General features: G+C 73.5%; 17 protein-coding genes and 1 tRNA gene. 12 read left to right on the top strand and 6 right to left on the bottom strand.

The window, feature by feature from the left end; genetic code table 11:
- Positions 1-126: 126 nt before the first annotated feature.
- The 3 genes from HDG69_RS19130 to HDG69_RS14335 are packed head-to-tail and all read left to right on the top strand — an operon-like array spanning position 127 to position 6,147.
- Positions 127-993, top strand: a complete 867-nt coding sequence (locus tag HDG69_RS19130) for a hypothetical protein (RefSeq protein ID WP_246256621.1) — start codon at positions 127-129, stop codon at positions 991-993.
- Entirely contained in the window at positions 990-2,627 is a 1,638-nt protein-coding gene (locus tag HDG69_RS14340; protein ID WP_171784492.1) for a Y-family DNA polymerase, read from the top strand. Before HDG69_RS19130 ends, HDG69_RS14340 begins: the two co-directional genes overlap by 4 nt.
- Positions 2,620-6,147 (top strand): error-prone DNA polymerase, encoded by a 3,528-nt coding sequence (locus HDG69_RS14335; RefSeq protein ID WP_171784491.1) that lies wholly within the window; start codon positions 2,620-2,622, stop codon positions 6,145-6,147. The genes HDG69_RS14340 and HDG69_RS14335 overlap by 8 nt, the downstream gene beginning before the upstream one ends.
- Here HDG69_RS14335 and HDG69_RS14330 read toward each other — a convergent pair.
- Positions 6,077-6,553 carry an ArsR/SmtB family transcription factor gene (locus HDG69_RS14330; RefSeq protein WP_171784490.1) on the bottom strand — a complete coding sequence of 159 codons (477 nt, stop codon included), beginning with the start codon at positions 6,551-6,553 and terminating at the stop codon, positions 6,077-6,079. The genes HDG69_RS14335 and HDG69_RS14330 overlap by 71 nt on opposite strands.
- A 1-nt stretch (position 6,554) precedes the next feature.
- A complete protein-coding gene (locus HDG69_RS14325; RefSeq protein ID WP_171784489.1) occupies positions 6,555-7,199 on the bottom strand; it encodes an SRPBCC family protein in 645 nt (214 codons plus the stop codon).
- 112 nt (positions 7,200-7,311) lie between these two features.
- Between HDG69_RS14325 and HDG69_RS14320 the strand changes: the two genes are divergently transcribed.
- The 3 genes from HDG69_RS14320 to thpD all read left to right on the top strand — a co-directional run bounded on the left by HDG69_RS14320 (position 7,312) and on the right by thpD (position 9,736).
- Complete coding sequence (locus HDG69_RS14320) at positions 7,312-7,911, top strand: GNAT family N-acetyltransferase (RefSeq protein WP_171784488.1); 600 nt, start codon at positions 7,312-7,314, stop codon at positions 7,909-7,911.
- Positions 7,912-7,949: 38 nt separating this feature from the next.
- A complete protein-coding gene (locus tag HDG69_RS14315) occupies positions 7,950-8,672 on the top strand; it encodes a hypothetical protein (protein ID WP_171784487.1) in 723 nt (240 codons plus the stop codon).
- 164 nt (positions 8,673-8,836) lie between these two features.
- Positions 8,837-9,736 (top strand): ectoine hydroxylase, encoded by a 900-nt coding sequence (gene thpD, locus HDG69_RS14310; protein WP_171784486.1) that lies wholly within the window; start codon positions 8,837-8,839, stop codon positions 9,734-9,736.
- A gap of 111 nt (positions 9,737-9,847) precedes the next feature.
- Here thpD and HDG69_RS14305 read toward each other — a convergent pair whose 3' ends face one another.
- The 3 genes from HDG69_RS14305 to HDG69_RS14295 all read right to left on the bottom strand — a co-directional run bounded on the left by HDG69_RS14305 (position 9,848) and on the right by HDG69_RS14295 (position 12,345).
- Positions 9,848-10,720 (bottom strand): RIO1 family regulatory kinase/ATPase domain-containing protein, encoded by an 873-nt coding sequence (locus HDG69_RS14305; protein ID WP_171784485.1) that lies wholly within the window; start codon positions 10,718-10,720, stop codon positions 9,848-9,850.
- Positions 10,721-10,966: 246 nt separating this feature from the next.
- Entirely contained in the window at positions 10,967-11,806 is an 840-nt protein-coding gene (locus HDG69_RS14300) for a metal-dependent hydrolase (protein ID WP_171784484.1), read from the bottom strand.
- Between the two features lie 62 nt (positions 11,807-11,868).
- Positions 11,869-12,345 carry a pyrophosphohydrolase domain-containing protein gene (locus HDG69_RS14295; RefSeq protein ID WP_171784483.1) on the bottom strand — a complete coding sequence of 159 codons (477 nt, stop codon included), beginning with the start codon at positions 12,343-12,345 and terminating at the stop codon, positions 11,869-11,871.
- Between the two features lie 149 nt (positions 12,346-12,494).
- Here HDG69_RS14295 and HDG69_RS14290 point away from each other — a divergent pair.
- From HDG69_RS14290 to HDG69_RS14270, 5 genes are all read left to right on the top strand, one after another.
- Positions 12,495-12,579: transfer RNA gene (locus HDG69_RS14290), tRNA-Leu, on the top strand.
- Positions 12,580-12,776: 197 nt separating this feature from the next.
- Entirely contained in the window at positions 12,777-13,601 is an 825-nt protein-coding gene (locus tag HDG69_RS14285; RefSeq protein WP_171784482.1) for a nuclear hormone receptor family protein, read from the top strand.
- Positions 13,602-13,730: 129 nt separating this feature from the next.
- Positions 13,731-14,510 carry an SDR family oxidoreductase gene (locus HDG69_RS14280; RefSeq protein WP_171784481.1) on the top strand — a complete coding sequence of 260 codons (780 nt, stop codon included), beginning with the start codon at positions 13,731-13,733 and terminating at the stop codon, positions 14,508-14,510.
- Between the two features lie 48 nt (positions 14,511-14,558).
- Entirely contained in the window at positions 14,559-15,731 is a 1,173-nt protein-coding gene (locus HDG69_RS14275) for an AI-2E family transporter (RefSeq protein ID WP_171784480.1), read from the top strand.
- 43 nt (positions 15,732-15,774) lie between these two features.
- Entirely contained in the window at positions 15,775-16,377 is a 603-nt protein-coding gene (locus HDG69_RS14270) for a GNAT family N-acetyltransferase (RefSeq protein ID WP_171784479.1), read from the top strand.
- A 69-nt stretch (positions 16,378-16,446) separates the two neighbouring features.
- On the opposite strand, the gene HDG69_RS14265 is transcribed toward HDG69_RS14270, so the two are convergent.
- Entirely contained in the window at positions 16,447-17,826 is a 1,380-nt protein-coding gene (locus tag HDG69_RS14265; protein ID WP_171784478.1) for a lytic polysaccharide monooxygenase, read from the bottom strand.
- A 395-nt stretch (positions 17,827-18,221) separates the two neighbouring features.
- Here HDG69_RS14265 and HDG69_RS14260 point away from each other — a divergent pair, with 395 nt between their 5' ends.
- The gene (locus HDG69_RS14260; protein WP_171784477.1) at positions 18,222-19,565 is read left to right on the top strand and encodes a M20/M25/M40 family metallo-hydrolase; all 1,344 of its coding nucleotides are present in this window, start codon (positions 18,222-18,224) and stop codon (positions 19,563-19,565) included.

Genomic DNA, 19,565 nt, shown 5'->3' with positions numbered 1-19,565 from the left:
AGGTGCTGCGAGGCGCTGAGCAGCGCGGTTGACACGAGCCGCGGGCGAGCGTGTACTGAACCCATGTTCGAACAAGTGTTCGAACATGCGGTCCGACCGACTGCTCGACCGCCGGGAGGGGGCCGCATGAGCGTCGTCCCCGGGACCCGTCCCGAGGTGCGTGAGCCCCGGGCGGCCCACGACGACCGGCACTCGCGAGCGCTGGCCGCGTTGCGCGCCGCGGAGCAGGAGCCGCCCCGCAGCATGCGGCCAGCCATCCCTGCGCCGGCCATCCCTGCGCCGGCCATCCCTGCGCCGGCCATCCCTGCGCCGGCCGGCCCACCGCTCGGGACGGTACGGACCGAATCGCCGAAGACGCGGGTGGTGCCAGAGATCCCCGCGGAGACCCCGGCACGTACGGTGCACCCCGCCCTCGCCCCTCTGCTGCCCGGAGGGCTGCCGAGCGGCGGCATCCTCACCGTGCAGGGCTCCACGAGCCTGCTGCTCGCCCTGCTCGCCACCGCCTCGCGTGACGGCGCCTGGGTAGCCTTCGTCGGGGCTCCCGCCGTCGGGATGCTCGCCGCCGCCGACGTCGGCATCTCGCTGGAGCGCACCGCCGTCGTCCCCGCCCCGGGCCCGGACGCCCCCGCCGTGCTCGCCGCGCTGCTCGACGGCATGGACGTGCTCGTCGTCGGGCCGCGGGCCGCGCTGGCCGACGTCGACCGCCGGCGGCTCGCCGCCCGCACCCGTCAGCGCGACGCCGTCCTGGTCACCACCGAGCGGTGGCCCGGCGCGCACGTCGTGCTCGACGCCCGCGGCGGGGCCTGGTCGGGTGCCGACGCCGGTGCCGGGTGGCTGCGTCGGCGCACCCTGTCGGTGCTGCGTACCGGGCGCGGCGCGGCGGCCCGGCCCGTGGAGATCGACGTCGAGGTGCCCGTCTGCGGGGATCTCCCGTCACCGGCCGAGGATGTCGGCCCACGCCTCGCCGTGGGTCGCGACCTGAGGGTCGCATGAGCACGCGGAGCAGCACCCGGAGCACCCGCACCGCCGTGCTCTGGGTGCCGGACTGGCCGGTCGTCGCCGCGCTCGCGGAGGCCGGCCTCGACGCGCACGTGCCCGCCGCCGTCCTCGGTGCGCCGTCGCGTGGCGGGACGACGGCGGGGCGCAGCGTCGTCGCGACCTCCGCCGTCGCGCGCAGCGCCGGGGTGCGCCGCGGCATGCGCCGCCGGCAGGCGCAGGAGGCATGTCCCGGGCTGGTCCTGCTGGAGGCCGACGACGAACGCGACGCCCGGGCCTTCGAGCCCGTGGCGGCCGGGGCCGAGACCGTCGTGGCCGGGCTCGAGGTCGCCCGCCCCGGCCTGCTGCTCCTGCCCGCCGAGGGTGCGGCGAGGTACCACGGCACCGAGCGGGTGCTGGCCGAACGGCTCGTCGCCGCGACGGCCGAGGCGGGCCACGAGTGCCAGGTGGGAGTGGCCGACGGCCTGCTCGCCGCGGTGCTCGCGGCCCGCGAGGACGCCGTCGTCCCTCCCGGAGGATCCGCAGCAGCCCTTGCCGGGCGCCCGGTGGGCGAGCTCGTGCACGCCGTGTGCGACCCGGGCGCGGTCGCCGCCGTCCGGGACGCCGTCGGGCTGTGGTGGCGCCTCGGGCTGCGCACCCTCGGGGATCTGGCTGCCCTGCCCGCGGCGAGCGTGTCGGCCCGGTTCGGTGACCTCGGCGTCTGGGCGCACCGCCTGGCCCGTGGGGAGGACGAGCGTCCGCCCGCCCGACGGCGCCCCGAGGTCGACCTGGCCGTCGGCACCGCGCTCGACCCGCCCGCCGGCCGGGTCGACGTCGCCGCGTTCGCGGCCCGCCGGCTCGCCGAGGAGCTGCACACGCTGCTCGTCGCCCACGGGGTGGCCTGCGGACGACTGCGCATCACCGCCCGCACCACCGAGGGCGAGCTGGAGCGGCTCTGGCGCACCGACACTGCGGCCGGGGGGCTGCCCGCCGCACGGATCACCGACCGGGTGCGCTGGCAGCTCGAGGGCTGGCTGACCGACGGCGCGCGCCGGCGTACCGGGACCGACGGGTCGCCCGAGGTCGCACCCCTGGTCCATCTCGCGCTCGCCGCGGAGGACGTCGCCCCCGCCGGCACGCACCAGCCCGCCCTGTGGGGCGCTGACGCCGGGCAGGACGCCCGGGCCCGCCAGGCCCTGGACCGCGTGCAAGGTCTGCTCGGCGGCGACGGGGTGCTCGCCGTCCGGCGGGCCGGCGGGCGTGACCCGCGCAGCCGCGTCCGGCTCGTGCCCTACGGCGAGGACGCCGTGGTCGAGCGGCCCCCCGACCGGCCGTGGCCGGGGGCCCTGCCCAGCCCGGCCCCGGCCACCGTGCTGCCCGAACCCACCGCCGCCCGTCTGCTCGACGCGACCGGTGATGACGTCGTCGTCGACGCCCGCCTCGCCCGCAGCGGCGACCCGGCCTGGGTGCGCTGGGACGACGGCGAGCACGCGGTCGTCGGCTGGGCCGGACCGTGGCCGCTCGCCGAACGATGGTGGGCCCCTGACGGCGGCACCCGACGGGTGCACCTGCAGGCGGTGCTCGACGACGGGCGCGGGCTGCTGCTGGCCCAGGTCGCCGGGGCCTGGCAGGTGGAGGCCGTCTATGACTGAGACGGAGCGGTACGCCGAGCTGCACGCCCACTCGGCCTTCAGCTTCCTCGACGGCGCCAGCCACCCGGCCGAGCTCGCCGCCGAGGCCGACCGGCTCGGCCTGGAGGCCCTGGCCCTGACCGACCACGACGGGCTGTACGGCGTCGTCCGCTTCGCCGAGGCGGCGCGGGCCGTCGGCCTGCCCACCGTGTTCGGCGCCGAGCTGCACCTGCCGGCCCCCACGCCCGGCGGCGCGCCGGTGCTCGACGAACCCACCGGCGTCCCGGACCCGCGGGCCACGCACCTGCTCGTGCTGGCCCGCGGCCCGGACGGCTACCGGAACCTGTCGCGCGCCATCGCCACCGCCCACCTCGAGGCCGGGGTCAAGGGGGCGGCGCGCTACGACCTCGACCGTCTCGGGGCCGAGGCCGACGGGCAGTGGCTGGTGCTCACCGGCTGCCGCAAGGGGGCCGTGCGGCGAGCCCTGGAAGGAGGTGTCGGAGCTGCTGGCCCCGACCCGTGGTCCGCCGCGCGCCGCGAGCTCGACCGGCTCGCCGCCGTCTTCGGGCACGACAACGTCGCCGTGGAGATCACCGCCACCGGCGACCCCCGGGACGCCGACCGCCACGCCGCGCTCGCCGCGTTGTCGCAAGATGCCGGGCTGCCGCTGGTGGCCACCACGGCCGCGCACTACGCCCGCCCGCGCGACGCGGACCTCGCCGGGGCGCTCGCGGCCGTGCGGGCCCGGTCCTCCCTCGACGACCAGGACGGCTGGCTGCCCGGGGCCCCGACCGCGCACCTGCGCTCGGGTGCGGAGATGGCCCGGCTGCACCACCGGCACCCGCGGTCGGTGCCGACGGCCGCCGAGCTCGCCGCCGAGTGCGCGTTCGACCTGCACCTGGTGGCCCCTGAGCTGCCGCCGTACCCGGTGCCGTCGGGGCACGACGAGGCGAGCTGGTTGCGTGAGCTGGTGCGTCGCGGGGCCACCGAGAGGTACGGCCCGCGCCCCGGGCCCGGCAGCACGGGGCGGGAGCCGAAGGCGTGGGCGCAGATCGACCACGAGCTGCGCGTCATCACCGACCTGAACTTCCCGGGGTACTTCCTCGTGGTCTACGACCTGGTCGAGTTCTGCCGGCGCGAGGGCATCCTGTGCCAGGGGCGGGGGAGCGCCGCCAACTCCGCGGTCTGCTATGCCCTGGGGATCACCGCCGTCGACGCCGTGCATCACGGCCTGCTGTTCGAACGGTTCCTCGCCCCCGAGCGGGACGGACCCCCGGACATCGACATCGACATCGAGTCGGGGCGCCGTGAGGAGGTCATCCAGCACGTCTACGCCCGGTTCGGGCGCACGCACGCCGCGCAGGTGGCCAACGTCATCTCCTACCGGCCGCGCTCGGCGGTGCGCGACGCCGCCCGCGCGCTCGGGTACGACGTCGGGCAGCAGGACGCCTGGTCCAAGTCCATCGAGCGCTGGGGGTCGTTGCGGGGACCTGACCCGGTCAGCCCGGCCGCGGACGCGGCGGCTCGTGACGCCCGAGCGGCCGGTGGTGCGCCGGTCACCCGGCGGGACGAGAAGAAGGCCCGGGTGGCCGCCCAGTGGGGCTCCGCGGCCGGCCGGGTCGTCGACCCGCTCGCCGGCCAGGACCGGCCGGACGGCGGACTGCGACGGGCGGACGACTCCCACGACGTCGTGCCCGCGCAGGTGCCGCCGTCGGCCGAGCAGGAGGGGCAGATCCCGGCGCCCGTGCTGGATCTCGCGGAGCGCCTGCTGCGTCTTCCCAGGCACCTGGGCATCCACTCCGGGGGCATGGTGATGTGCGACCGGCCCGTCATCGAGGTGTGCCCGGTCGAGTGGGCCCGGATGGAGGGCCGCACGGTGCTGCAGTGGGACAAGGAGGACTGCGCGGACGCCGGCCTGGTGAAGTTCGACCTGCTGGGCCTGGGCATGCTCACGGCGATCCGCTACGCCTTCGAGGCGGTCGAGCAGCGCACGGGGGAGCGGCTGGAGCTGCACACCCTGCCGCAGGACGACCCGAGGGTCTACGACCTGCTCTGCACGGCCGACACCGTCGGGGTGTTCCAGGTGGAGTCCCGTGCGCAGATGGCGACCCTGCCGAGGCTGCGGCCCCGGACGTTCTACGACATCGTCGTCGAGGTCGCCCTCATCCGGCCCGGTCCGATCCAGGGGAACTCCGTGCACCCGTACATCGAACGCTCCCGGGGCCGTCAGGAGGTGACCTACCTGCACCCCCTGCTGGAGCCGTCGCTCCGGCGCACCCTGGGGGTGCCGCTGTTCCAGGAGCAGCTCATGCAGATGGCGATCGACGTCGCGGGGTTCAGCCCGGCCGAGTCCGACCAGCTCCGGCGTGCCATGGGGTCCAAACGGTCGGTGGAACGCATGGAGGCGCTGCGCGGGCGGCTGTTCGCCGGGATGGCCGAGCGCGGGGTGCCGCCCGAGGTCCGCGAGGAGGTCTACGACAAGCTCAAGGCGTTCGCCGACTTCGGTTTCCCCGAGTCGCACGCGTACTCCTTCGCGTTCCTGGTCTACGCCAGCTCGTGGCTCAAGGTGCACCATCCCGAGGCGTTCTTCGCGGGGCTGCTGGCCGCGCAGCCGATGGGGTTCTACTCCCCGGCTTCCCTGGTGGCCGACGCCCGTCGCCACGGGGTGCGGGTGCTGGGTCCGGACGTCAACGCCTCGGCGGCGCTCGCCGGCGTGTTCCCGGCCGACCATGCCGTGAGCGCCCGTCCGGAGGGCGGGACGGGCGCTCACGGCATGGTCGACGGTGCGGAGGGCATGCTCGGCAGCGGGGCGACACCGCTCGACGTCGACGCCCGGCTGGCGGTGCGGCTCGGGCTGGCGGCCGTGCGAGGACTGGGCACCGACGTCGCCGAACGGGTGGTCGCCGAGCGGGACACCCACGGACCGTTCAGGGACCTGCGCGACCTGGTGCGCCGGGTGGAGCTGTCCACCGCGCGCCTGGAGGCGCTCGCCACCGCCGGCGCGCTGACCTCGCTCGGGGTGACCCGGCGCGAGGGGCTGTGGGCCGCGGGTGCGCTCGGCCAGGAGGGGCCGGACACGCTCGAGGGGGTCAGTGTCGGGGTGTCGGCCCCGGCGCTGCCGGGCATGACCCCCCTCGAGATCGACGTCGCCGACACCTGGGCCACCGGGATCACCCCGGGTTCGACCTCCCCGCTGGAGCACGTGCGGGACGGGCTGGACCGTCAGGGGGTGCTCACGGTCGCAGCAGCCATGCGGACCGAGCCGGGGCGTCGCGTCGCCGTCGGTGGGGTCGTCACCCACCGCCAGCGGCCCGGCACTGCCGGCGGGGTGACGTTCCTGTCCCTGGAGGACGAGACCGGGCTGCTCAACGTCATCTGCACCCCCGGGCTGTGGCGACGGTTCCGGACCGTGGCCCGGGGAGCGGCGGCCATGGTGGTGCGCGGGCAGGTGGAACGGTCCGACGGCGCCGTCAACCTGCTCGCCGAGCACCTCGCCCCGCTGCACCTCCCGGTAGCGACCCGGTCGAGGGACTTCCGCTGACCGGAGCGGTCCCTGCTGTGTCACTCGAGGTGCCACCCGAGTCGCTCGCCGCAGCGGCACGACGGCGGTCGCGGCGGCCGCGGGCGAGCTCGGTGTCCAGCGCGTCGAGAGGCTGCGAGAACGGGTCGGCGAAGGTGACGAGCCAGCTCCGGGCGGCGTCGATCCCGACAGGATCGACGGCGTACAGCCGCCGGGTGCCTTCGGCACGCGCCTGCACCAGCCGGGCCTCCCGCAGCACCCGCAGGTGCTGGGAGACCGCCGGCTGCGAGATGTCGCGCTCGGACCGCAGCGCGTCGACCAGTGCGCCCGCGGGCTGCTCGCCGGCACGGTGCACGAGCTCCAGCAGCCGTCGGCGCACCGGGTCGCCGAGGGCGGCGAAGACCGGGTCCGACGCCGGTCGGGTCATCTCACGCCTCGGGTGCGGTGGTGTAGAAGGCGACGGTGCGCTCGGCCGCCGCCCGCGCGGACTCGGGGTCGTCCCCGTCGGCGGCGGCCGCCTCGCCCCACGCCGTGGCCGCTGCTCGCACGAATGCCACGCCGTCGGGCGAGACGCTCCAGGCGTCGGCCTCGCGCGGGTCGCCGGCAGCCCCCGTGGCGAGGTGCAGACCGAGGCCCATGAGTGCGAGGTCCCAGCCGACGCCGCCGGCCCCCGGGCCGTACTGCTCCCAGAACTCGGGCTGCACCGGTGACTCGTGGACCAGCTCGAGGAGCGTGCCGGCGTCGTGCGGGCGCAGCGTGACCGTCACCCAGGACGTGCCGCCACCGAACTCCCACGTGACGGAGAACGACTCGGGTGCCTCGCACCGCTCGATGGTGCCACCCGCGTTGCCCTCGAGCTGGTAGCGCCCGCCGGGTGCCAGGTCGCCGTCCACGGGCAGGAACCAGCGCGGGAGCCGTTCCGCGGAGGTGACGGCGTCCCAGACGTCGTCACGCTCAGCGGCGTAGGTGCGTCGGGCGACCGTGATGCGGGTGGGTTCGCCACCGCGCTCGCCGCTGCGGACCTCGCGGGCGACGAGTCCTGCCGTGGCGACAGGGTCGATGGTGATGCTCATGAGGTTCCTTCCATAAGTAGGTGCTTATATTGAACCACGAGATGCCCACCGGTGCACCCGCGGCGTGACACCTCGCTCTGTCGGTGTCGGCGTCCCGTCGTAGTGTCGAGGCATGGTCGAGGTGAGGGTGGAACCCGCGACCGCGAGCCGGTTCGACGACGTGGCGACCTTGCTCAACTCGCGGGGACGCGAACAGGCCTGCTGGTGCCTGCACTGGCGCATGCCACGCGGCCTGTCGGTCGACGGGCGCGAGGGACACCTGCGTGAGCTGTGCGCGCACGAGCCCCCGGGGCTCCTCGCCTACCTGGAGGACACCGGCGGCGGGACCGGGACGACCCCCGTCGGTTGGGTCGGGCTCGCTCCTCGCTCGGCCGCCGGGTCGTTGCAGCGCTCGCGCGTCCTGCCCCGCGGCGAACCCGAGGGCTGGCCGACGACCTGGGTCGTCATGTGTTTCGTGGTGCGGGTCGGGTACCGGCGCCGCGGCGTGGCCCGCGCGCTGCTGCGCGGAGCGGTCGATCACGCGCGTTCCCGGGGGGCGCGGGCCGTCGAGGGGTTCCCGGTGGAGGTCACGCCCGGTGCGCGGGTCCCGGTGAGCGCGGCGTTCGTCGGGACCGTCCCGCTCTTCGAGTCCGAGGGCTTCGAGCAGGTCGGGGAGACCGCCGCCACCAGCGGAAGGCTGCCGCGGTGGTGGCTGCGACGCGCGCTCGACTGACGGGGCGCGCGCCCGCCGACCTGTCAGGATGGCGGACCATGAGCTCACGACGGACCGCCTGGACGAGCTGTACGGCGGCCGCCGTCCTGGCGCTGACGGGCTGCGCGAACCTGATCGGCGGGTCGTCGGCCGACCCGACCGCCTCGACGGGACCGGCCGCCTCGACGGGACCGGCCGACCCGGCGACGATCGCCGAGCGTGCGGCGTACCACGGCGTGGTGCCCGAGTACGTGCTGACGATCGACGTCGACGGCCTGGAGGCGATCTCGCACGCCGGCGGTGCGTACGGCGCCGACGGGTACTCCGCAGTCCTCTCCGACGCCTCGACAGGGGACGCGGTCATGATCTCCACCCTCAGGGGCGAGATCTCGGCGGAGACCTGTCCCGACCTGCCGGTGCTCACCACCGGCGGGGAGGAGGCGGACGGCCCGGTCGAGTGCACGGCGGAGGGCGAGGCGTTCCACCGCACGGCCGGCGACGCGCAGGAGTACGCCGTCGAGCGGGACGGCGCGATCGTGCGGGTCTCCGGCACAGGGGTGGAGCCCGAGGTGCTGCGCACGGCGCTGGAGTCCGTGCGCGTCCCCACCGCCGAGGAGCTGGACACGCTGCTGCCCCCCGCGCCGTCGAGCACCGGCGACGGCGGCCCCGGGACTGGTCCGGGGGACGGAGGCCCCGGGCTCGGCACGGACGGCCCGGTCGAGCGCGGTGACCTGCCGCCCGGCGACGGCGCTCCGGACAACAGCGTGGGCGTCGGCGGCTGACCGGTCGACGCGCCCGCCCGGCCCGCCGACTTGCTACCGGGTGCCCTTCCGCGTTCCGATGGGTCACGTGCGCGTGCTCGGGTCCTGATCGACCGACGGGCGACGAGCACGCCGCGAGCATGAGACGCCGCGACCCCGGGACGATCCGGGAGAAGGGATGACCCATGACCGCCACGACGGAAACCATGACGGACCTCTACCCGAGCAGGCTGACCCGCCCGGGCGAGATCATCGAACGTCAGCACCCCACGGTGTGGGGGACGGACGACGACGGCCCGTTCGACGCCGCCGCGCTGGAGGCGCACTCCGAGCGCGGGTTCACCATCCTGCCGGACTTCATCACCCCCGGTGAGGTGACGCAGTACAGCGCCGAGCTGGAACGGCTCGCCTCCGACGAATCCCTGCAGGGCGACCCCCGGGTCGTGCGGGAGAAGGTGTCGGGGGAGGTCCGCTCCATCTTCGAGGTGACGAGGATCAGCGAGCAGATCGAGGCGCTGAGCCGGGACCCGCGCCTCCTGGACCGGGCTCGCCAGCTCCTCGGCTCGGACGTCTACCTGCACCAGACCCGGGTGAACTACATGCCGGGCTACAAGGGCACCGGGTTCTACTGGCACTCGGACTTCGAGACATGGCACGCCGAGGACGGCATGCCCGCCCCGCGTGCGGTGAGCTGCTCGATCGCCCTGACGCCGAACTATCCCTACAACGGCGGGCTGATGGTGATGCCCGGCTCGCACCGCAGCTACGTGCCGTGCGTGGGCGAGACCCCGGAGAACTACCACCAGGACTCGCTCAAGGAGCAGAAGATCGGCGTCCCGAGCGAGGAGGCCATCACCGAGCTCGCCTGGAAGTACGGCGTGGACCAGTTCACGGGTCCGGCGGGGTCGGCGCTGTGGTTCGACTGCAACATCATGCACGGGTCGGGCAACAACATCACGCCGTTCCCGCGCTCGAACATCTTCCTGGTGTTCAACAGCGTCGAGAACACGCTGGCCGAGCCGTACGCGGCACCCGCGCCTCGTCCGACGCGCATCGCCGACCGCGACTTCACGCCGCTGCGGTAGCCCGGGAGCGGGGCTGGTCCGGGCACGCGCTGCCCTGACCAGGTCCGCCGCCGGCCCCTCACCGGTGCCCGACGCCGGCACGACCGCCCCGGTCGCGCCGGCGTCGGGGCCTCACCACGCCTGGGAGAAGACGTCGGCGAACAGCTCGTCCGCGTCGACCTCCAGCCCGCGCGCGGCGAACCATGCGCAGACGTTGCGGCAGTCGCGGTGCAGCAGCTCGGCCCCGAACGGGTTCGCCACCAGGTCCACGACCTGGGGCAGGTCGATGACGACCAGCCGTCCGCCGTCGAGGGCGCCGGACGTGCCCGCCGTGTCGACGAGGATGTTGTACGGCGACAGGTCGCCGTGCGCCCAACCGAGCCGAGCGAGCACGCTCATCGCCCGGCGCAGCTGGTCGAACCAGTCGGCCAGGACATCGCGGCCCGGCCGCAGCCGGGCCAGCCGTGGGGCGGCCTCGTACGCGCCGTCGGACGCTCGGTGGCCGACGAACTCCAGCAACAGCTCGGTGCCGTCGACCTGCACGGGGTAGGGGACCGGGGCTCTCGCGTCCCACAGCCGGCACAGCGCCGAGAACTCGGCGTCCGCCCACTGGGTGGCCGCGACGGTGCGTCCCCACGCCGATCGACGGTCCTCGACGGCTCGCTGGTCGCGGGTGCGTCGCGCACGGCGTCCCTCGGTGTAGGTGGAGTCCCGGTGGAACTGCCGGTTCTCGCGCCCGCGGTACCGCTTGGCGGCCAGGACGCTGTGCTGACGGGCGTCGTCGGGCACGGCTCGTTCGACGAGAAAGACGTCGGCCTCCTTGCCCGTCTTCAGGACGCCGAGCTCGGTGTCGAGCGCGGCGTCGGCCGTGACGACCCAGCCGGGTCGGGGCTCAGGGCCACGCTGGCCCTTGGTGACGGAGGTCCAGGTGGACCAGCGTTGGTCGGGACCCGGACCGACCACGGGGGTGGAGGTCAGGGGTGTATCAGGGAGGTGCTGGTGCACGGGTGGGCTCCTCGCAGAGGGGAGGAGCGGCCGTCGGCGGCTCCTCAACAGGCGGTGGTGGCGGCCCGTGCCGAGGTGTGCGGCAGGGCGTGCATGACGACGTCGTCCATGCTTCGGCCCTCCCTTCCTGCGGGCGCACCTGCTGCGCCGTTCACGACGAGGGTTCCACGGCCTCGGGTGCCGGTCCAGGGTTTTTCCCTCCGCCGTGTCCGGGGTTCTGTGCCCGGCGCCGTGTCCGGTCGCGGCTCAGGAGGCGAGCAGCGACTCGCCGGTCGACAGGACGATCTCGGTGGCGGAGTCCCAGGCGCCGGCCGTGTCGAAACCCATCTGGTTCAGCATCGCCCAGGCGACGCCGAGCACGGCGTACGCGCTCACCGGCGTCATGATCGCCCACTCGCGCCACGACCCGGCGTTGCCCAGCAGCGGCATCGAGAAGTTCCCGCGCGGACTCCACATGTCGTCGAACGGCAACCACCGGTGCCGCCGCACCCAGCGGGGGGACCTGATCCTCAGCGGCCACAGGAGCGGCACGCCCCGGGTGGTGACGAGGTCGCCGAGGACGTGCACGGCGCAGCCGAGCCCGACGCAGAACGGCATCCAGTACCACTCCTCGGGCGCGAAGACGGCGACGAACGCCGCCAGGGAGACCGACAGGCTCCAGGTCCACCACCGGCGCTGGCCGGTCAGCTTCAGCGCCCGGACCGCGAACGCGATGAGGAGCACGGCCATGATCCCGGGGCCGATCAGCACCTCCCCGAACCGTTCGGTCTCCACGGTGACGAAGCTCACCAGCCAGGCGACCGCGGTGAACACCGCGATGCCGACGATCGAGTGCGTCGCGTTGCGGTGGCCGCCGGCGACCGTCGAGACGAACTTCGTCACGCCTTCGGACACCGGTGGCAACGAGTGCGAGATGGTCCCGTTGTGGTGGTCGGCGTCCGGCAGCAGCGCGGCGCCGGCGCACACCAGGGCGCCGGTCATGACGCCGACGTCCGAGACCGGGTACCAGCCGAACGCGATCGGTGTGGTGGCGGTGACGGCCACCCAGGCGGCTGCTCCCGAGGCGGCGTGGTGCCCACCCATCATGGTGCGCGTGCTCCTTCGTCCGGTCTGCACCCGATGACCGTTTGGTCCGGGCCGGAGGAACGCTACACGGGGCCGCCGACGTCGTCCGGCTGGTGGGCCGCGAGGACGCCGGCGACGTCGGGTGGCCGCCACCCGGTCGGCTTGAGGATCTTGCCGTCGCCCCGTCGCTCCGGCACGCCGTCCGGGCCGAGCTTGGCCATGTTGGAGGCGTGGATCGCGGCGAAGACCTCCTCGCCGGGGATCCCGCACTCCAGCTCGAGACCGTGCAGCACGTACCGCAGGTCGCCGGTGGCGTCGGCGGTCGCGACCAGATCGGCGTCGTCGGTCGGCCCGTCGACCACCGCCTCGACGGCCCGTTCGACGACGGCGCGGGCGTCCGGGCCCAGGACGGCCCCGGTGAGCTCGGCGAACTCCTCGGCCACCAGGCGGTAGCGCAGCCGGAGGCGGTCGTCGGGCAGCGCCAGTTCGGGTCGGCCGTCGTTGACCGGGATGTCGAAGGCCTGGTGAAAGGCGCGGACCATCTCTCGTTCGTCGACCATGCCAGGACGCTAGCCGATCCACCGGCCGGTCCGTCGTCGTCGGCCGGACGTGACCCGTGCCACCGTGACCCGTTTGCAGGTGGGGCCGCCTGCCGTGCTATGTTTTTCACCGCACCGAAACGAGCCGACGGGCTCGGGGCGGTCCACCTGTCCGGGTGGCGGAATGGCAGACGCGCTAGCTTGAGGTGCTAGTGCCCTTTATCGGGCGTGGGGGTTCAAGTCCCCCTCCGGACACTCGTTGAGACAGCGACGACGAAGGCCTCCCGGGTCCACAACCGGGGGGCCTTCTGTCGTGTCGCGAGTCGGTGCGTGCGGGTTTCACGTCCCCCTCCGGACACTCGTCGAGGCAGCGGCGTCGTGTCTCCCGGGTCCACCGCCGTGGGTCTTCGACGTTGGCGAACCGGGGGAGTGCACACGGGGGACACGTCGCGGTGCGTGTGCGCTGGACCGGCCGTGCCGCTGAGGACCGCCCGACGACAGCGACGAAGACCCCCCAGGGTCTACACCCACCGAGGCGTTTTCGCTGCCGCTGGACAAGGTGGGAGAGTTTCCCCGTGGATACTCGGAAGGTCATCGCGACCGCTCGGCACTGGGCCATCAGCTATTCGCAGGTCGACGCGCGCCGCACCGTGGTGCGTCTCGACGCCGAGCACGCCCTCGACGCGCTGAAGGGGAAACTCGTTGCCGTGAACCTCGGGGGTGAGATCGGGTGGCGCGTGCTCCCCCTCGGTGCGGACGACGCCTCGGCGCTGCGCGCCGTGTCCCGTGCGGTGACGCTCGCGCCGATCGAGGCAGAAGACCACGAGGCAGTGCGGCAGCTCGCCGACGAGGTGCCCGAAGCGCTGGCCGAGGCGGAGGCGGTGTCCGGCGCGCGCCGGCTGCTGGCGACGTCAGCGGTGCGGCAGGCTGGTGCAGAGGCCGTGGAGTTTCTCACCGAGTACGTCACCTGGGGGCTGGAGTCCGGGCTTCCCGGGGTTCTGCGTCGCCTGGAGCCTGGCTCCGAGCCGGAGGACATCACGGTCACCGACGCGCTGTCCCCGCGGGTGGGACTGGGTTCGATCTGGCGCGGCCTGGGCGCCGCCGAGCTGATCGATACGAGCGCGCTTCCTGCCGCGGACGGCATGTCGGTGTCGGCAGCCGACGCCGATCTCACACAGCTCCACCCCGTGCTCGCCACCGGTACCGCGACCCATCTCGTCGTCTTCAGCACGGCGCCGCACCGCGCGGCCGATCTGATGACCGCCCTGCAGCGCTGACGAGGCTGTGTCGGCAACGCGTGTTCCGGGCTGACGACTTCACCTGGGCGCTGCGGCCCGCCGGCCGTGGAAGGATCGTGGTGTGAGATCGCAGACATCACCTCCTCCCTGGACCAGGGCGGTACGCGCGTGACCGGCCAGAGCTCTCTCGGTGACCTGTTCTCGTTGGAGGGTCGCACCGCCGTGGTGACCGGCGGCAGCTCCGGGATCGGCCGCGCGATCGCCACAGCGCTGGCCAACGCGGGTGCCGCCGTCGTCGTTCTCGCTCGCGGCCGCCAGGCGCTGGACGCCACCGTCACCGACCTCACCGACGCCGGGTGCCGCGCCGCCGCGGTGGTCGGGGACCTGTCGACGAGAGCCGGGATCCGCTCCGCCTGCGACGACGTGGTCGAGCCCTTCGGTGAGCCGGACGTCGTGGTCTCCAGCGCCGGGATCAACCTGCGTCCGCCGATGGCCGAGATCGACGAGGCCGTCTGGGACGCCACGATGACCGTCAACCTCGAGGCGCCCTTCTGGCTGGGACAACGGTTCGGACCCGGCATGGCGGAGCGAGGCTACGGCCGTCTGATCCACGTCAGCTCCCAGCAGGCACACCGCGCCTTCGTCACCAGCGGCGCCTACGGCGTGTCCAAGGGCGGGCTCGAGTCGCTGGCCCGCTCCCAGGCCGAGGCCTGGTCGCCGCACGGCGTCACCGCGAACACGCTCGTGCCCGGGTTCGTCCTCACGCCGCTCAACCGGCGGCTGCAGGACGACCCTGCTCGGGTCGCCGCGCTCGCGGACCGGACGCTCGTGGGCCGCAACGGGCTGCCCGCAGACTTCGCAGGCCCCGCCGTCTTCCTGGCGAGCGCGGCGTCGTCGTACGTGACGGGCCAGTCGATCCACGTCGACGGCGGGTTCTCCGTGCACTGAGACCTCCGGGGCAGCACACTGGCAGCACCCGAGGCAGAGGGAGTGGTCGTGAGCGAGTCCACGGAGGACGTCCCGCAGTGGTTGCGCACGACGGGTGGCTGGTCGTGGCGGCTCGTCGCCGTGGTCGTGGCCGTCGCGCTGGTCGTGTACGCGACCGCTCAGGTTCAGGTCATCTTCGTCGCGATCTTCCTTGCCCTGGTGCTGACGTCAGTCTTCCGGCCGTTGGCCGACCTGTACGCCCGGGTCATGCCCCGGGCCCTGGCGACCCTGCTGGCGCTGCTCAGCGGCGTCATCGTCTTCGGCGGTCTGCTGACCTATGTCGTCGCGTCCGTGGCGGGGCAGTGGACCCGTTTGGCCGGTGAGTTCGACACCGGGGTGGACCAGATCCTCGACTCCCTGCAGAACCTGCCCTTCGGCCTGTCGATCACGGGCGCGCAGCTCAACGAGTGGGTCGACGCAGGGCAGCAGTGGCTCGCCGACAACGCCCAGAACATCGCCGGACAGGCCGCGGAGCGCGCCGGGTCGGTCGTCGAGGGCTTCATGGTGATCGCCCTGGCGATCTTCTGCACCGTGTTCTTCGTGCACTCGGGCGACCGCATGTGGAGATGGTTCGTCGGACAGGTGCCTGAACGGCAGCGTCGCCGGTGGCGGGACGCCGCGGGTGCCGGGTGGTACACGTTCTCCGGGTTCGCCCGTGGCACCGTCATCATCGCGTTCATCGACGGCGTCCTCGCCTTCGTCCTGCTGCAGATCCTGGGCGTGCCGCTCGCTGCTCCGCTGGCCGTCCTCGTGCTGATCGGGGCGTTCATCCCGATCATCGGTGCGCCGCTGGCGATGATCATCGCCGCCGTGGTGGCCCTCGCAGCCCAGGGCTTCGTCACGGCTCTGATCGTGACGCTCGGCATCGCGGCCATCGGGCAGCTCGAGGGGCACGTGCTGCAGCCACTGATCATGGGCAAGCAGGTCGCGCTGCACCCCGTGGTCGTGGCGGTGGCCGTGCTGTCGGGCACGGTGCTCGCCGGGATCCTCGGCGCCGTCGTCGCGGTGCCGCTGGTGGCGGTGGTGTGGACCGTCTTCTCCACGCTGCGCGGGGACTCCCCGGTCCCGCTGCCCACCGGGGCGGCCGCGACCAGCCCTGACCCACCCACCACGGCCGACTCGGCAGAGAGCCCCGCGGAGCAGGAGTCGACCGACCCTCGCCCGTCCTCGCCGCGCGCCTGATATCCGCTCGTCCCGGCGCACGGCGTCCTGGCAGGATGCGCGCATGGAACCCTTCGTCCTGCGCGGCCCCGAGGCCACGCTGTCCACCCCGACCCCTGCTGATGTCGACCGCGTCGCCGAGGTGTGCGCCGACCCGGAGATCGCCACGTGGACCACCGTCCCGTCGCCCTACTCCCGGGCCGATGCCGAGGGGTTCGTCACGCAGATGGTGGCCGACGGCTGGGCGAACGACATGATGTTCACCTGGGCGGTCCGGCCGCCGGGCGAGGTCGACGGACCGGTCCTGGCCATGATGGGCATCTCCCGGACCGTCGGAGCACCGGGGGAGGACCAGGCGGGCGAGATCGGGTACTGGACCGCGCCCGACGCCCGGGGCCGTGGACTGACCACGGCAGCCGCGCGCCTGGCCGCCGACTGGGCGCTCGATCCGGAGGGCCTGGGTCTCGTACGCCTGCAGTGGCAGGCGTACGTCGGCAACTGGCCCTCGCGCCGCGTGGCGTGGAAGCTCGGGTTCCGGTCCGAGGGGACGTTGCGCCAGTTCGGCCTCCAGCGCGGTGTGCTGCGCGACTCGTGGATGGCGTCGTTGCTGCCCGAGGACCCGCGGGAACCGGTGGAGCCGTGGCCCGCGGAGGCGCCGCGCCCGTGACCCGGTCGGTCCGGGTCACGACGACGCCGGCCCGGTCGTGGGTGGACCGGGCCGGCGTGGTCAGCCGGTTCAGCTCGTGCAGGCCGTCCCGTTCAGCGTGAAGTCGCTCGGCGCCGGGTGCTCGCCGGCGGTGGCCGTGGCACCGTTGAAGCCGAACGTCACCGACTGCCCGGCGCCGATCGAGCTGGACCACGCGGGGTGGACCGCTGTGACCGCCGTGCCGTCCTGGGCGAGGGAAGCGCCCCAGCCGGGCACGTCCACGGTCTGTCCGCCCGGGTACTCGAAGGTGACCTCCCAGCCGTTGACGGGAGCGTCCGAGCTGTTCGTGATCGTCACCGAGGCGGTGTAGCCCCGTTGGCCCGCGCCCCATGCCTGCGCGGAGTAGTCCACCTCGCAGTCCCCGGCGGGCGGCGGGTCCACGGGCTCCGAGTCCGTGGCGAGGGTCGTGAACTCGACCGCGTCGGTCAGTGCCGAGGTGGTCCCCAGGTGGTCGTTGCGCGAGCGCACGGCCACCTCGTACGAGGTTTCCGGTTCGAGGTCGATCAGGTCGATCATCGGTGACCCGTCGGTGGCGGCCACGACGTCCCCGGTGGTGGAGTCAAGAACGTCGAAGCCGGTGACGCAGCCTGGCGCCAGGCCCCACATGATGTGGGCGGACGTGTCGGTGATCGACGAGGCCATGGGCGGCGTGGGCACACCCGGTGCGGTGTCAGGGCAGACCTCGGGCTGCGGGTCGACGGGCCCGGGGTCGTCACCGATGCCGACGACCTCACCGTTGCCGCCGTCGAACACGACGTCCGAGCAGCTGTAGAAGTTCTCAGGGCTGTCGGAACGCACCCAGTGGGTGAAGATCAGGTGCTGGCCGCTGCGGTCGGCGGGCAGGGTGATGTCCCAGAAGTAGTACTCCAGACCACCGGGCCCACCGGACTGCGGTGGGTCGTTCTCGGTGTGGACCAGCTCCAGGTCGTCCCAGGACAGCGGGGCGCTCGGGTCCCATCCTTCGACGGTCACGTACACGTCGAAGTGCCCGGGATGGTGTGCCCAGTTGTTGTGCTGGAACTGGTAGGTGTCACCGGCGGTGAGGTGGGTGCGCGGCCAGTCGTCGCGCATCGCGTTGTAGGGGGAGAAGTCGTAGGGTCCGTTGTCCCCGCCGGAGCAGATCTGGCCGTCCGGGATGTAGCCGGTGGTCCGCCCGGCACCGGCCGGGTCGAGGTTGCCGAACCAGTTGTACAAGGGCGTGGTGCCGCTGGCCGCGACGGCGTCGGCGCACGCCGGGTTCTGCGGGACGATGTTGCCGGTCTGGTCGGTGCCGTCCAGCCAGCAGAAGTACTGCCGGCTGCCGGGGAACACCTGCGCGCCGTGGGCCTGGGCCTCGGGCGGGTCGGTCACCACCACCAGACCGGCGGCGCCGACGAGCGCTGCGACGGCCAGGGCTACGAGTCTTCGCATGTCGAGCTCCTTCACTCGGTGCGGACGAGGTCGCCTCGACAGTGCCCGACGGCAGCCGCTGCGGACAGGCGCGTAAACGTTTCAGGCCCTGACCCGGATCCACTGGCTCAGGCTCAGCGCGTCGCCCAGACTCCCAGCTCGTTGCCGGCAGGGTCGGTGAAGTGGAAGCGTCGGCCACCGGGGAACTCGTACGGTCCGGCAACGACCTGGCCACCGGCTCGCGTGACTGCCGATGCCGTCGCGTTCAGGTCGTCCGAGAACAGCAGGACGAGGGGACCGGTGCGTCCAGGCTCCCGGTCCTCGTCGAGCCCACCGACCTCGCCCTCGCCGTCGGGCGCGACGATGCCTGCGTAGCCGCGGCTCCTGCCCTTCCGTGGCCTGGGTACCGTAGGCCCGTGACCTCTCCACGAACCGACCCGCCCCACCTCACCGCGGAGGACGAGGTCGTCGGCATCTGTCAGGACCTGCTGCGGATCGACACCTCGAACTACGGGCAGAACGAGGGCCCGGGGGAGCGCAAGGCCGCCGAGCTCGTCGCCGGGTTGCTCGCCGACGTCGGCCTCGAGCCGGTGCTGCACGAGTCGTCGCCGGGCAGGACCTCCGTCGTCGCTCGGCTCGCCGGTGCCGACCCGAGCCGTCCGGCCCTGGTGCTCCACGGGCACACCGACGTCGTGCCTGCTGCGGCGACGGACTGGTCCGTCGACCCGTTCGCGGGGGAGGAGATCGACGGGATGCTGTGGGGCCGTGGCGCGGTCGACATGAAGGACATGGACGCGATGATCCTGGCGGTCGTGCGGCAGATGGTCCGCGAGGGACGGCGTCCTGCGCGTGACGTCGTCATCGGGATGTTCGCGGACGAGGAGGCCGGCGGGGTGCTCGGTGCCCGCTGGCTGGTCGACCACCACCCGGAGCTCTTCGAGGGCGCCACGGAGGCGATCAGCGAGGTGGGTGGGTTCTCCGTGGACGTGGGCGGTCGGCGCGCGTATCTGGTCCAGACCGCAGAGAAGGGCCTGTCCTGGTTGCGGCTGGTGGCCGACGGCCGGGCCGGGCACGGCTCTCAGGTGAACCAGGACAACGCCGTCACCGAGCTCGCCGCGGCCGTCGCGCGGATCGGCAAGCACGCCTGGCCGTACACGCTCACCCCCACGGTGGAGCGGCTGCTGCGGGGGGTGGCCGACCTCACGGGCCTGCCCTTCGACCCCGCCGGTGGCGCCGACCCGGAGCAGGTGGACGCGCTCGTCGCCGCCCTCGGGCCGGCCGCCAAGTTCGTCGGAGCCACCGTGCGTCACACGACCAACCCGACTCAGCTCGACGCCGGGTACAAGGCCAACGTCATCCCGGGCACGGCGTCGGCGACGCTCGACATGCGCACCGTGCCCGGCCATGACGCCGAGGCGATGGGTGTCCTGCGCGAGCTGGCCGGTCCGCGTGTGCGGATCGAGCCGATCCACACCGACCGTTCGCTCGAGGTGCCGTTCAGCGGCGGACTGGTCGACGCGATGGTCGACGCCCTGCATGCCGAGGACCCGGGAGCAGCGGTGCTGCCCTACACGCTCTCGGGCGGCACCGACAACAAGTCCCTGGCCCGGTTGGGGATCACCGGCTACGGCTTCGCGCCGCTCCAGCTGCCCGGCGACCTCGACTTCGCCGGGATGTTCCACGGTGTCGACGAGCGCGTCCCCACCGACGCCCTCCGGTTCGGTACCCGGGTCCTGGACCGGCTGTTGTCCACCTGTTGA

The sequence above is a fragment of the Isoptericola halotolerans genome (assembly GCF_013149785.1).
Classification (GTDB): Bacteria; Actinomycetota; Actinomycetes; order Actinomycetales; family Cellulomonadaceae; genus Isoptericola; species Isoptericola halotolerans.
Note: the sequence above shows the minus strand (reverse complement) of the source record. Positions and strands in the feature narration are given on the sequence as shown.